The 13,710-nt window shown below is 67.8% G+C and carries 11 protein-coding genes and 4 pseudogenes; all 15 read right to left on the reverse strand.

Going from position 1 to position 13,710, the window contains the following annotated elements:
* Window positions 1-42 precede the first annotated feature (42 nt).
* Window positions 43-528: pseudogene (locus tag GXP39_04465) on the reverse strand (hypothetical protein).
* A 111-nt stretch (window positions 529-639) separates the two neighbouring features.
* Window positions 640-732, reverse strand: a pseudogene (locus GXP39_04470) (energy transducer TonB).
* Window positions 733-1,710: 978 nt separating this feature from the next.
* Window positions 1,711-1,896: pseudogene (locus GXP39_04475) on the reverse strand (hypothetical protein).
* A gap of 36 nt (window positions 1,897-1,932) precedes the next feature.
* Window positions 1,933-2,496: pseudogene (locus tag GXP39_04480) on the reverse strand (hypothetical protein).
* Window positions 2,497-3,019: 523 nt separating this feature from the next.
* A complete protein-coding gene (locus GXP39_04485) occupies window positions 3,020-3,715 on the reverse strand; it encodes an acyltransferase (protein NOZ27295.1) in 696 nt (231 codons plus the stop codon).
* A complete protein-coding gene (locus GXP39_04490; GenBank protein ID NOZ27296.1) occupies window positions 3,690-4,646 on the reverse strand; it encodes an NAD-dependent epimerase/dehydratase family protein in 957 nt (318 codons plus the stop codon). The genes GXP39_04485 and GXP39_04490 overlap by 26 nt, the downstream gene beginning before the upstream one ends.
* On the reverse strand, window positions 4,643-5,908 hold the full coding sequence (locus GXP39_04495; GenBank protein NOZ27297.1) for a radical SAM protein: 1,266 nt from the start codon (window positions 5,906-5,908) through the stop codon (window positions 4,643-4,645). Before GXP39_04495 ends, GXP39_04490 begins: the two co-directional genes overlap by 4 nt.
* Complete coding sequence (locus tag GXP39_04500; GenBank protein NOZ27298.1) at window positions 5,905-6,270, reverse strand: EamA family transporter; 366 nt, start codon at window positions 6,268-6,270, stop codon at window positions 5,905-5,907. Before GXP39_04500 ends, GXP39_04495 begins: the two co-directional genes overlap by 4 nt.
* Before the next feature lie 133 nt (window positions 6,271-6,403).
* The gene (locus tag GXP39_04505) at window positions 6,404-6,706 is read right to left on the reverse strand and encodes a hypothetical protein (GenBank protein ID NOZ27299.1); all 303 of its coding nucleotides are present in this window, start codon (window positions 6,704-6,706) and stop codon (window positions 6,404-6,406) included.
* On the reverse strand, window positions 6,682-8,301 hold the full coding sequence (locus GXP39_04510; protein NOZ27300.1) for a glycosyltransferase family 39 protein: 1,620 nt from the start codon (window positions 8,299-8,301) through the stop codon (window positions 6,682-6,684). The genes GXP39_04505 and GXP39_04510 overlap by 25 nt, the downstream gene beginning before the upstream one ends.
* On the reverse strand, window positions 8,298-9,920 hold the full coding sequence (locus GXP39_04515) for a glycosyltransferase family 39 protein (GenBank protein NOZ27301.1): 1,623 nt from the start codon (window positions 9,918-9,920) through the stop codon (window positions 8,298-8,300). The genes GXP39_04510 and GXP39_04515 overlap by 4 nt, the downstream gene beginning before the upstream one ends.
* On the reverse strand, window positions 9,917-10,537 hold the full coding sequence (locus GXP39_04520; GenBank protein NOZ27302.1) for a class I SAM-dependent methyltransferase: 621 nt from the start codon (window positions 10,535-10,537) through the stop codon (window positions 9,917-9,919). The genes GXP39_04515 and GXP39_04520 overlap by 4 nt, the downstream gene beginning before the upstream one ends.
* Window positions 10,534-10,920 (reverse strand): DUF2304 domain-containing protein, encoded by a 387-nt coding sequence (locus GXP39_04525; protein NOZ27303.1) that lies wholly within the window; start codon window positions 10,918-10,920, stop codon window positions 10,534-10,536. Before GXP39_04525 ends, GXP39_04520 begins: the two co-directional genes overlap by 4 nt.
* Entirely contained in the window at window positions 10,920-11,909 is a 990-nt protein-coding gene (locus tag GXP39_04530) for a polysaccharide deacetylase family protein (protein NOZ27304.1), read from the reverse strand. The genes GXP39_04525 and GXP39_04530 overlap by 1 nt, the downstream gene beginning before the upstream one ends.
* A gap of 3 nt (window positions 11,910-11,912) precedes the next feature.
* Window positions 11,913-13,346: a radical SAM protein gene (locus GXP39_04535; GenBank protein NOZ27305.1), complete on the reverse strand. Its 1,434-nt coding sequence runs from the start codon at window positions 13,344-13,346 to the stop codon at window positions 11,913-11,915.
* Window positions 13,347-13,710 lie beyond the last annotated feature (364 nt).

Genomic DNA, 13,710 nt, shown 5'->3' on the forward strand with positions numbered 1-13,710 from the left:
CGGCGTGGGCGTGTGAGTGGGCTGCCACTGAACCGCCTGCGCGTCCAGGACCAACTGCCCCCAATCGGGAGAGCTGCGCGACGTCTGGGTGCCCTCCCACACCATGTGGTTCTGCCACTCGCCCTGGGAGCGCCCGCCGTCATCATCCCGCAGCGCCCACGTGAACCCGAGAACCCGCCCGATGGCGAACGGGTCCAGATTCATCAACGTGCGCGGGATGGCGATCTCCATGTTGTATCCATCGGTGGTCCGGCGGGTGGAGAACGTAATCCCCGTGATCGACGAGCCGAACCGCCCCACGCGACCGTCGATCACGAAGGTGAACTGATGGTCATCCGCCCCGCCGGGCAGGTGATCATGCAGGCCATCGATCCCCATCTCGATGGAGTCATCCCACCACATGTTCACGCTGTCCGTCACCAGCACATCGTCCAGCACGTGGATGGCGAAGTAGAGGTGCTCCGCATCCCAGGCCGATCGCAGCGTCGCGGTGAAGTCGCCCGGCTTCGGGGTCGAGCGCGGCGCCACGAAGGCAGCCGTGGTGGGATCGAGGAGCACGGATCCCGTATCCGGCCAGTCGCTGATATCCCCGTTGACCACCGGCGCCGTGAGCGCCTGATAGCTGATGATGGAGCGCGTGCTGAACGTCGGCGTGGCCGTCGGCGTCGGCGTGATGGTCGGCGTCGGCGTCGGGCCGGTCGGCGTGGGTGTGGGCGTCATGGTGGGCGTCGGCGGCTCACCCGGCGCTCCGGTGTAATGCCAGATGTGCCCCTGGTCATCGCCCACCCAGAAGTCGTTCTCGCCGAAGACGAACAGGGAGACCAGATTGGCCGTCGTCGGCGGTCCCTCGATCGGATGCCACGTCTGGCCATCGGTCGTTCGATAGACGCTCCCCTGCCATCCCACCGCATACCCGAGGGTGGGACTCACCATCTCGATCCGCTCCAACGTCACAGGGACGGCGGCCTGCTGCTCGAACACCGGGACGCTCAGCATGGCGTTGGAGATCTTCAGGATCGTGCTGGGCGGCTCGCCGGGAGCCGGGTCCTCCAGGGTGGTCACGATCCACCCGTTGTTGTTGTCCACGAAGCTGATGTCATAGGCGTACCGGCTCACATTGAACTGGGAGGGCCAGATCTTGCGGCCCCAGGTGACGCCGTTGTTGAAGGAGTAGTACAGCCGGCCCTTGGCCGTCGCGTAGCAGACGTTGGGCGTCGGGCACTCGATGTCCCGCACCACGAAGTTGTTGCTGACGGGCACGGGATTAAAGGTGATGCCATCGGTACTGCGCAGGATAAAGTTCAGCGTAGCACCCGACAGGACGACGTTCCCCGTCCCGGTCCAGTGCACGGAGTACAGGAACCCACCATAGGGGTTACCATCCCGATCGCTGGGCCGCGGCGATTTCAGCCAGGTATCCCCGCCGTTGACGGTGCGCAGGATCGTCGCCCACCGTCCCACTGCCCAACACGTATCCACGTCCTTGCAATGCACGTCGGATAGGAATCCCCGCTCGGCCGTGACCGGATGGTTCGTCAGCTCCGTCCAGGTCTCGCCCCCATCGGTGGTCTTATAGATGAACGCCTGGCCGGAGGTGGCCGTCCATTCCGGCCCGCCGACGACATAGCCCACCGTCGGGCTGGGGAAGTAGATGCTCCACACCTTCGGCGACGGAGGGCCCTTGGGCACTGTGAACTTCAGCTCCCAGGCCGGCGTCGGGGTAGGTGTTGGGGTCGGGGTCGACGTAGCCGTGGGCGTCGGCGTCTCGGTGGGAGTGGCGGTCGGCGTTGGCGTGAACGTGGGCGTCGGCGTGGAGGTAGGCGTCGCCGTCGGCGTCTCCGTCGGGGTGGGCGTGGACGTCGATGTGGGAGTGGACGTCGGGGTAGGCGTCGCCGTGCCGTTGGGGAAATCCACGGTCGTCGTCACCAGGGAGCTCACGGTCACAGGCACCACGGGCACCCGGGCGAAGTAGCCCGGCGGCGCGGTCAACTCCTGCACCACATAGGGGCCAGGCTGCAAGCCGGAGAAAGCGTACGTGCCATCGCTCCCGGTCACCCTGGAGTCGATGGGCACGCCCCCCTGGGACAGGACGATAACCGCCCCGGCCAGCAGCGGCTCGCCCGCCTGATAGAAGTAATCCCCGTTGACGTCGTCGAACACCACGCCCGCGATGGCCCCCGGCTCCGGGGTCGCCGTCGGTGTGGGGGTAGGCGTAGGCGTAGCCGTCGGAGTCGGCGTGGGTGTCGGGGTCGGTGTGCCCGTCGGAGTCGGCGTAGGTGTTGAGGTCGGAGTCGGCGTATCGGTAGGGGTCGCGGTCGGCGTCACCGTGGGTGTATCCGTCGGAGTCGCCGTAGGGGTTGGGGTCGGCGTGTCCGTCGAGGTCGCCTGCCAGGTTGGGGCAGCGCCGATCGGGGCCGTCCACCCGGCCCACAAGAGCATCACCCCCAGGAACACCGATACCGCCAGGACCGCCGTATGTCGTCTGTTCACAGCCATCCTCCCAGCCGGGGGCTATCCTTCTCGTCAGCGTTCACGCACCCCGGTCATGACATCGCTCTCGATACCGGCGGGCTTCCCCCCAGATGCTGCCGTGCCCCCGGAGGCATACGAAAATTCGGCAGGGGTAAGTCCCACACCCGCCTTTCCGGCCGATGTGGGATCCCCCACCGTTTATCCGGGAGGCAACACCCTCGAGGAAGACTCCACGAGAGCCGATGCAGGCAAAGCTCCCCACCCTCCCGATCCAAGCATCGCGCCTGAAAATGAAGATTCTATGAACGCACCGGATGCACAGGATGACAAAATCGTCATATAAAGCATACTGCAGATACGGGAGATGTCAACTCCGCCGAGAATCCCGAGTACGTGAGCGGATGGCAACAACGGTGACGGCTTCCGGCCGCCGCAGGTGGAGGGTGGAGCGCTATCCGATCGGGGAATTGCCGCCCAGGCAAACGAAAGCCGAGGCACCCAAGTGCCCCGGCCCGCCAAGCCGTCAGATCGTCCAGCGCATCCCCGATCATCTCAGGTCCGGTGGCCGCCACGTCTCCCGATCGCCGATGACGCGAGCGGGCACGCCGGCGACGATGGCCCCCGGCGGCACATCCCGGGTCACCACGGCGCCCGCACCTACCACAGCCCCCGCTCCGATGGTCACCCCATCCAGGACGATCACCCCCACCCCCAACCAGGCGCCATCCTCAATGATGATATCGCCGCGGGAGTACAGTGGCTGCTGCTGGATCGGCCGATCGGCCGCCAAGCCATGTTCGTATGGATAGAAGGCGCATCGGGGCGCCACCTGCACGCCCGCCCCCAGCCGGATCGCGCCCACGAACGCGGTGAAGTGGCACCCGGGCTGCACGTGTGTGCCATCCCCGAAGGCCACGGACCCTCCCTCACCGGTCTCGATGATGGTGTCCCGATAGAGATGCACCCGATCGCCCAGCCGCACCCCGCCCCCGCCAGGATGCTGATAGATCACGACCCGGTCATCGATGAAGCAGTGAGACCCCAGCGCCAGGTCCGTACAAACGATCTCAGCACGGGGGGAGACGTACCCGCGAGCATTCATGCGGGCCAGGACGCGCCGCTCCTTGTACGGCGACAGCGGCCAGGCCGCCAGCCGCGCCGCCAGGCGGCCGCGCCAGTCCAGCCCCGCCCGCGCCAGCCAGAACTCGACCCAGCGCTCACGAACCACGTTTCCTCTCCACATACCCATGGGAGCGGAACCAGGCGATCGCCTGGGAAAACGCACGCTCCAGATCGGATTGCGGCATCCCCAACTCACGGATGGCCAGCGTCGGATCGGCCGTCAGCGCCTGCGGCAGATGGCGGGGCCGATCCGTTCGGCCGCGCAGCCGCGCCCAAAGGCCAGTCCGCGGCCGCGCCGGGGGAGGCTGCCCGCTGATCCGCTCCATCAGGGCCAGGTACGCCCGCTCGTCCAGGTTCCCCTCCGCATGCCCGAGGATATAGCGTCCCCCCACACGCCCGCGCTCGGCCGCGGCCACCATGCCCTGAACGACATCCGCCACCGGCACGAAGTTCACGCCGCCCTCCGGATAGGGCAGCCATCGGCCGCGCAGGAACGCCAACAGGCGACGCCCCGTGGCGCTGGGAGCCACGTCCTCCGGCCCCACGCAGGCCGTGGGATGCACGATCACCACCGGCAGGCCCGCGTCGGCCATCGTTCGCGCGATCAACTCGCCGAAGAACTTGGAGCGTACGTAATGAGAGGCGTCCCATAAATTGAACGGGACCGATTCGTCGGGGATGGAGCCATCCGGCGGGCGGCCGATGGTGCCGACCGTGCTGGTGTGCACGATCCGCTCCACGCCCGCGTCCCGGGCCGCCAGCAGCAGGTTGAGCGTCCCCCGCACGTTCACCTGATACATCCGGTCGATATCCTCCGGGCGGGTGGAATACGCGGCGGCGAGGTGGTACACCACCCGGCAACCGGCCACGGCTGCTGCCGCCGATTCCGGCCGGACCAGATCGCCCACGACGACCTCCGCCCCCTTCTCCGCCAGGAGGGCCGCCGATTCCGGGCGTCGGACCAGGACCCGCACCGATTCGCCGCGGGCGAGCAGCAGGCGAGCCAGATGCCGCCCGATGAAGCCCGTCGCCCCCGTCACCAACACGCTCATCGAAGCCGGCTCCGCAGTCGCGCCCACAGGCCGGCGCCTCGCGCCTCGACGGCTCGCCCCAACATGTCCAGCCAATCATCCCGCACGCCCAGGCCCGGCGCCAGATCCAATCCCGGATACCAGATAAACGGCTTCACGTGCACCCGCACCGCCTCCGGCAGGCGCCGCACGAACCCGGCCGTGCGACGCACGGTCGCCTCCGTCTCGCCCGGCAGCCCGGTCATCACGAAGACCCGACAGGTGAGGCCCGCCTCCACCGCAGCCTTCGCCACATCCAGCGAGCGTCGGACATATCGCTCGGCCTCGCCCCGATCCGCCACCCGTCTCGTCGCGATCAGGAGATCCGGATCCGCGCTCTCCACGCCGATCTTCACCGTTATACAGCCGGCCGCCCGCATCTCCGCCAGCAACGGGGGATCGAAGTGCTCCGGGCGGGATTCACACTCCCACGCCAGCGAGATCCCCATGCGACGGATCCCCTCGCATAGCGCCAACACCCGCCTCCGATCCCTGGCGAACACCGGGTCACGAAACACGACGCGGGGCGGATCGAAGCGCTCCGCCAGCCACCGTAACTCCTCCAACACGCGCTCCACCGATCGCTTTCGAAGCCGATCCCCCATGCCCAGCACATACGGGCAATAGGAACAGCCGTCGGGACACCCCCGGCTGCTGAACACGGTGAGAAACCGATAGCGCTGCCACGGGACCACATCCCAGGCCGGAAAGGGCAAGCCATCCAGGTCGATCAGGCGATCGTCCCTCCCGTAGCCGGGGACCCCCAACCCAGAGGGCGACAGCTGCCCCCGTCCGCCATTCGCGACGGCCCGGATCGCGGCGGGCAACGCCATCTCCGGCTCGCCCACCAGGGCGGCGTCCGCCACATCCTCGGCCAGCCAGACCTCCGCCGCGGCCGCGGGCCCTACCAGCAACGAGCGCACGCCCGGCCGTTCCTGGCGCAACCGCCGCAGGAACGCGATGTCCGCCGATCGGGTCGCGTGGCTCACCTGGGCCACGACGACCGCCCGCTCGGGCACCCGGGCCAGCGCCTCCGAAGCATCCCACCCCTCGGCCACCGCGTCCAACAGGACGAACGGCTCCCCGGCGGCGCGAAGAACTGCCGCTGCCGTGGCCAGCAGATGCGGGGGATAGGCGAAGCCGCCCGCGGGAGCCAGCGCTCCCATGCCCCCTGCCCCTTCACGCACGGCGCGGCGGCCCGGCGGATCCGGCGGGTTCAGCAGGACCACCGGCCCAGCGCTCACGTCCGAGACACCAGCCATACGCCGAAACAGATGATGAACACGCCTATCCAGCGTCCCAAGCTCACGCCCTCGCCCAGCCACAGCCAGGACACCAGCACGACGGCCACATAGCCCAGGCTCAGCACGGGGTACGCGTAGCTCAGATCCACCCGGGACAGCACAACCAGCCAGAAGACGGCGCTGAGCCCATACGCCACCACGCCCAACAACACGGACGGCGTGGTGATCACGCGGACGAAGGAAGCGGGAATCGCCGACAGGTCGTTCCCGATGACCCCCACCTGGTTCATCCCGTTCTTCATCATGAACTGGCCCAGCACATTGAAAGCCACGGTGATGAACAGCAACACAGGTTCTCGCAAAGCTGATTCGCCTCCGGCTTCAGATTTTATGTCGTCCCCCACAGCAGGCCGGGCATCCACGCCGGCCGATCTCCACCCCAGCAGGCCGAGCCCCCACGCTCGGCCGCCAGCGACAGCATGGGAGCTGTCGCCGCTAGAAGCGGGCGGGCATCCACGCCGGCCGCCCCCACCTCAGCAGGCCGAACCCCCGCACCCGGCCTCCAGCGACAGCATGGGAGCTGTCGCTGCTAGAGGCGGCCGGGCATCCACGCCGGCCGACCCCACCCCAGCAGGCCGAGCCCCCACGCTCGGCCGCCAGCGACAGCATGGGAGCTGTCGCCGCTAGAAGCGGGCGGGCATCCACGCCGGCCGCCCCACCCCAGCAGGCCGAGCTCCCACCCTCGGCCCCAATTCCCGCGCCCGGCCGCCGACTCAACCAGGCGGCCGAGGGGGGCACGAAAGCCCCTCCAACCGCAACCGATACACCAGGGTGGTCCGCCGCGCCTTGAACCCAGCCACGTACTCCAGCTCGGGCGGCACACCCTCCGGGTCCAGCAGAAAGCTCAACTGCGGCCGTAGCCGGGTGATCTCCCAATCATCGACCACCAGATAGCACGCGCCGTGCGCCAGTGCATACGCCTTCACCTGAGGCCACGTCGCGTTCGGGAACGCCACCAACGGCCGGTCGGCATACAGCGCCACCTCCGGGTTCCGGGACATGATGGGTGTGCCCGGGGCCGTATGCTCCGCCAGCCACAGCCCGGCTGTCCGATGAGACGGCGTCAGGCTGGCCTGCCCCTTCCACGCCGCGACCCTTTGCCCCCACACGCCCCATATCAGCAGCAACGCCACCAACACGATCGCCCACTCAACCTGTCGGGACCGTCCCGACTGCCATCGCCCGGCCATGGCATCCGCCCACTTCGCCCCGTGCAGGACACCTCGCGCGGCCCACACCAGCGCCAGAGGCACCAGCGGGAGCAACAGACGCGGCTGCACATGGAAGAAAGGCACCACCCCCACCGGCACCATCGCCGCCAGCCAGAACGCCTCCCCTGCCCATCGTCGGCGATCCCAGGGACGCTTCCACAGGCCCAATGCGATCAGGCCGACGATCGGGAGGCCCAACAGCACATCGGGCAACAAGTCCCAGGCCTTGAAGAGATTGCGCCGCAGCCGCCGCAGCGCCCCCCGGGGATCCGTCCGGACCACATCGGCCAGGCCGATCTCGAACCGCTCCGGGGAGAGCCACACGATCTCCTTCCCGCTGCGATCCAGGGCGGCCGCGTAATCGTGCCCGAGACCGCTCCCCAGCTCCGTCACCCGCATGCCCAAGACGATGGTGATCCCCAGCTTCCCGCTCAACATCAGGCGGCCGGTGTGATGATACAGATATCCCACGTAAGGAGCGATCACCAACAGGAACGAGAGGGCATACAGCACGACCGCCCGCCAGCCCCGCCGTCGCCAGGCCGCCACGGCGATGGCGATGATCAGATACCCGCCCCACCAGATGAGCCCCTCCGGCCGGGTCAGGTAAGCGGCGCCCAGGGCCAACCCCGCCGCCAGGCCAGCCGACCACCGCCCATGGCACAGCATGCGCCAGATCCCCCACAGTCCCCCCAGCAGGAACATCAGGAAGATGGACTCGGTCAGGCTCCCCCAATATAACGGCCAGACGGCCAGGGCCGGAGAGACGGCCGCCAGCAAGCCGGAGATGGCCGCCACCCGGCCATCCCCGGTCACGTCCCGACTCAACCCGTACAACAGCCCGCAGGCCACGGCGCCGGCCAACGCATGCCACACGGCCAGCGCCTGCTCGATCGGCACGCCCACCAGCAACGAGACCGCCGTCAGCGCCGGCGCCCCGGGCGGCCAGATCAGCTCCGGCACCCCAAATACCTGGTACCCCTCCCCCCGCAACAGGTGCCTGGCCAGGATCAGGAAATCCGGCTCATCCCAGCGCACGGCACGCGGCAGCAGGGACCACGGCAGCCGACAGGCCAGCGCCACCCCGACGATGGCCAGGCCGATCACCCATCTGCGCCTCACGGCGCGGCCTCCAGCCGATAGATGACCACCGGTCCGGCCCCACCCCGCAAGGTCGCCAGATGCTCCAGCTCAGGTGGCGCCTGATCGGGATGCAGGAGGAAGCCCAACTGCGGGCGCAGCCGCTCCACCTCCCACTGGTCCACCACCAGATATCGAACGCCACGCGCCCGCGCGTACCGGAGCACCTGCGGCCACTCCTCCGCCGGAGTCGCCGCCCACGCCGTCCCCGCGTGGAATGCGATCGCCGGATACCGGCTCATCACCACATCATCGGCCGTGACGCCGAGATCTCGCAACCACAGCCCGGCGGTCTTATGCGCCGGCTGAAACGAGTGCGTCCGCTTTTGCAGCGCGGCCACCTGCGGTGCCATCGCCCACAGGGAGAGGATCACCAGAGCGGCCGGGAGCCATCGCCAGGCGCGCCGGCGCCCCCACGCCTCAGACAGAGCGGCGATGGAGCCTTGCAGCCATCCCCCGAGCTCCACCGCCCCGGCTGCCGCCCACAGCAGGATGGGCAACAGCAGGCCCGCCAGGTATCGCTCCTGGATGAAGAACAGGACGAAGGAGAGCGGCGGTGCCAAGGCGCCGATCAACAGCAACTCGCCACGCAATCGGCGGACATTCCACGGCCGGGCGAACAACCCCAGCGCCATCAACCCCACCAGAGCCCAGGGCACCAGCTTGGGCGAGAACAGCGTGTCCCGCACATCACGCAAATTGCGGCGCACCCGACGCAGGAAGCCGCGAGGGTTCGCCCGCACCGAGTCCAGGAAGCTCGCCCGATCGCTCTCCGGCGAGAACAGGTACACCTCCTGCCCCGATCGATCAAGCCGCCACGTCGCTTTGTCGAACGCGGCCGGGTCCTGATAAGCCAACCCCGTCGTGGTATCGAACGCCGCGCCCGCCTCCTCAGCCAGCTGCCACACCCCCGTCGCCTGATGCAGATAGATCACATAGGGCAGGATCACCAGCGCGAAGAGGACGACGTAAAGGGCTACGCCCGCCCCCCAGCGACGCAATGGGACCGGCCGCCCCCACGCCAGGATCACCCACGCCGCCAAGCCGAGCAGGAAGTAGAGCAGCCCCTCAGTGCGGGTCAGATAGGCCAGGCCAAAGGCCACCGCGGCCAGCACCCAGGCGCCCAGTCCTCCATCCTGCGCCGCCCGGATCAGGCCGTACAGCCCCACCGCCGCGCACAACAGGAACAGGGGCTCGGTCATCGTCCCCCAATAGAGCACGCCTGCGGTCAACGCCGGATAGACCGCAGCCATCAGCGCGACGACTCGCGCCGAGCGCTCGCCCTGCACCCGCCGGGCGATGCCATAGAGGGGAAGAGCGAGCAGAGCGCCGGTCACCACGTACACGACCAGGCTTCCTCGCTCCAGATCGCCCAGCAGCAGGCCCAATCCCCCGGCGATCAACGGGAACAGGGGGGAGAAATGGGTGCCTGAATAGCCGAAGAATTGATAGCCGTGGCCGGTGAGCCAGCTCTGTCCCAGCCACAGGTAGAACGGCTCATCCCCCCACACCACCCGGTCGGCCTGGGCCCAGATCCCCCGGATCACCAGGCCCAACACGAGGGCGATCGCCGGCCAGATCCAAGATCTCCAACGGCTCACCGTTCCCTCTCCTCGATGAAGCGTATCTCGGCGATGCCCAGGTGTGGGATCGTCCGCAGCGGCGTGAACCCGGCCACCCGGGCGTTCAGTTGGGCAACCAGCGCCTCGGCCTCCTCCCGCCCGATGACGAGCAACAGCCGTCCCTCAGGCATCAGGTGCCCCCGCGCCTCCCGGGCGAACTGCACCAGGAACGGCAGACGGCGCCTGGCCAGCCGCCCATAGGTCAGCCGCATCAGCAGGCCGCTCACCGCCGGATACCGGCGCAATACGCTGGTCACCACCCGGCTCAGCTCCGTCTCGTCCGGGCGCATGGGCGGGTTGAAGGCGATGACGTCATATCGCCCCCCGACGGCGGAGAACAGATCGGAGTGAAAGACCCGCACGCGCACCCCGCTGGCCGCCGCGTTGCGACGGGCCGTCTCCAGCGCTCGAGGGCTCACATCCACCGCGTCCACATCCCAACCACGCTGCGCCAGCCAGATGGCCACATAACCGGTGCCCGTGCCCATATCCAACGCCCGGCCCGGCTCCCCCTGCCCCGCCACCTCGGCCAGCCGCCGGGTATCCTCGCGAACGCCGCACACCCCCAGGCGCTCGGTCACCTGCACGGCCGTCACGGGGCGTCCTCCTCCGCGTCGCGCTCGCCCGCCACGCGCCGGGCGAGTTCGTCCAGATCGTGGCGCAGCAGGGCGACCTCCTGAGCCAGCACCTTGATCTGCTCGTGGTAGCGGGAGATGTTGAGCGAGAACTGGAATAGGATCAGCAGGAGGCCGATCACCGCCAGCAGCAACAACAGCCCCGGAGGGTAGTCGAACCCCAGCGCATAGGCCAACCGATCGAGCCAGTCGATGATGAGCGGGGAGACGACCAGGCCGCTGGCCGCCAGCAGCCAGAGGAGGGCGAACCGCTCCTGAAGCTTGCGGGTGCGCACCAGATTGATGACCACCCCCAACACCAGAAGGCCCATGAGCACCAGGAAGACGCGGGTACGGATCGCCATCACACCACCTCCCGAGCCGTCACAGGCACCGGCTGATCCGCCTCCTGAGGCGGCGGCGACGGCCGGGCGCCGACGTACTCCGCCGTGGGGACCAGACAGTACGCCTCGCTCAGGTGATGCAAAATCGCCTCATACAAGGGGCGCTTTTGCGACCAGGGAACGCGCAGGAAGCGGAAGGAGGACAGCCGGGGATCCCGCACCGGATCGATCAACTCGGCCGGGTGGATCACGTAGTGAACGCCCAACCCCCTGCGCAGAAGCAGGCGCAGGCCCAATCGGAACAGCCACCAGCCGAAGGTGGCCACGAACGTGCTATGGAAGGGCAGCCGCAGCCACGGCATGGTGGTCACCGGCACCTCCCACAGGCGGGCATCTCCACGCCGCTGCGGCGCCTCCAGGTCCGGATGGTACGGAGATAGCGGAGCCCACCCGTAGGCCCAGACGCCGTAATGCCCGGCGTCCACGCGGCCGTGCGAGACCAGGCGTTGTCCCCAGCGCATCAGCCAGGTCCACGGCGTGGGCAGCAACGAGGCATCGTACAGATATCCGGCGCGATCCAACAGCTTCAGCAGCCTGGGGCTGAGGGAATAGCCGGGCGCCCGGAAGCCGTACACCGGGCGGCCGTAGATTTGGGCGATGCGGGCGTCCGCCTCCATCACCTCCGCCTTCAGCGCCCGGCCCTGCAGGCGCGCGAACCCCATCAGATGGGAGTAGGAGTGGTTGGCCAGCTCATGCCCCCGGCGGACGATCTCTCGGGCGACATCCCGACGCAGCGGGTGCTCCAGGTCCCGTCCGCAGACGAAGAAGGTCGCCCGCACCTCGTACCGCTCCAGCAGATCCAACAGGCGAGGCACGCCGACGGTATAAACCGGCGAGGCCACCACGTCGTTGCTGGGGAGCCCCAGGCTCTCGTAGTACACCCAGAGCTCATCCACATCCACCTGGAGCGTGCCCAATGGGCGTCCGGAGACGCGATCCGCGTCGGCCATGGGTCACCCTTCCAGGATCACCGGGCTGGCCCCCTTGAGCAAGGCCCACCCGTTCTCCACCAGATTGCGGAACTCCGTCCAGGTACGCACCCCGATCACCCGCCGCCAGATGTACCGGGGGTCCAAATAGAAGGAACGGATCGCCCGATTGCGATAGTCCCAGAGCTCGTCGCGAGTCAGCTTCTCCGTCTCCACCACCGGGAAGGAGCGACCGCTGTCAAAGGTCTGCACATCGGGCCGATAGTACCCCTTCTCGATTGCCAGCCGTCGCAGATCCGTGCCCACCTGCGGGATGACCACGTTGAACGAGGCGTAATCGCACTTCAGTTCCTTGGCATACGCGACCGTTCGCATGATGGACTCCCGCGTCTCCCCCGGCAGCCCCAGGATGAAATGCGCCAGCGTGCGGATCCCCACCTCACGACACAGCTCGAAGGTCCGCCGGGTCTGCTCCAAGGTGATCCGCTTGTGATACTCCTGAAGCAGCTCCTCATCGGCCGATTCCACGCCGAACTGGATGGTATGACACCCGGCTCGCTTCATCGCCTCCAAAAGCTCACGATCCACCGTGTCCACCCGGCAGGAGGCAACCCACGTCAGATCCAACTTGTTGCGCACCATCTCCTCGCAGAGCTGGATCGTCAGATCCTTCCGGACGCCGAAGGTGAAATCCTTGAAGAAGAGCTCCTTGACGCCGATGGAGGCCAGGTGCTCGAACTCGGCCATGACGTTATCCAACGGCCGATAGCGATAGCGCAGAGGACTGGCCACGCAGAAGGAACAGGTGTACGGACACCCATCGGAGATCATCACGCTGGTCAGCGGGCGGCGCCGCCCATGGGGAATCCGATAACGGGAGAGATCGAACAGCTCATGGCGGGGCACAGGCACGGTGAACGTGCGGCCCTCCTCCAGGCGACGCCCCGACACCACATGACCGTTCCGCCGATAGGTCAGGTTCGGCAGCTCGGCCTGGCCATCCCCCGCCCCCTCGATGAAATCGATCACGTCCCCGGTCGTGAAATCGAGGATGATGGCGTCCAGATGCTCGTACGCCTCCATGATGTGCGGCCCCTCATACAACAACACACCGCCGATGCCGACGATCAGCGCGCCGGTCCGCTCCTTCACCTCGCGGGTGAACTCCAGGTCGGCCGGCCAGGAGGTGATCCCCGTGAGGAAGATCACCACGTCCGGCCGCCAGTCCGTGATCTCGGCCAGGCAGCGCCCTCGCGGCATGTGGGTGATGATGGCGTCGATGACGCGCACCTCATATCGCTCCGCCAGGAAGCCGCTGAGCATGATGAGATCGATCGGCGGCCAGTAATAGGAGGCCTTGGACACCGAACTGCAGAATTGATCCCGGAGGTAAAGCTGATCCCCCGGGGGATTCAAGAGAAGCACACGCTTACGTCCCGCCCCGTCTCGTCCCGTCACCACCACATCCTCCTCAACAAACCTCCAGATCCCTCCTCTATCCGCAGCCGCAAAGGCTCACATAGATGGATCTCCCACGAAGCCCCTTTCGCAGCGAAGGCATATGCGGAACAAGCCTCCGGCGGCGCGCCGGCGGGCATTCTAGCACCGAACCCAGGGGGAGGCAACGCCCGTGATCCCCCGGGCGTGAGATCTTCCCTCTGGACGTAAACCACTGTAACATCGTGACTCGCGTCGCCCCACGACCAGACGTCCATCCCTGCGAAATCCGCATTCGACAGCTCTCATCCCCTCTCTCGGGTCCGGGAGAAGGGGGGCTCAACGGTGGGTGGTGGCGGCGGCGCAGTTCCCCTGCGCCGCCGCC

The sequence above is a fragment of the Chloroflexota bacterium genome (genome assembly GCA_013152435.1).
Taxonomy (GTDB): Bacteria; Chloroflexota; Anaerolineae; order DUEN01; family DUEN01; genus DUEN01.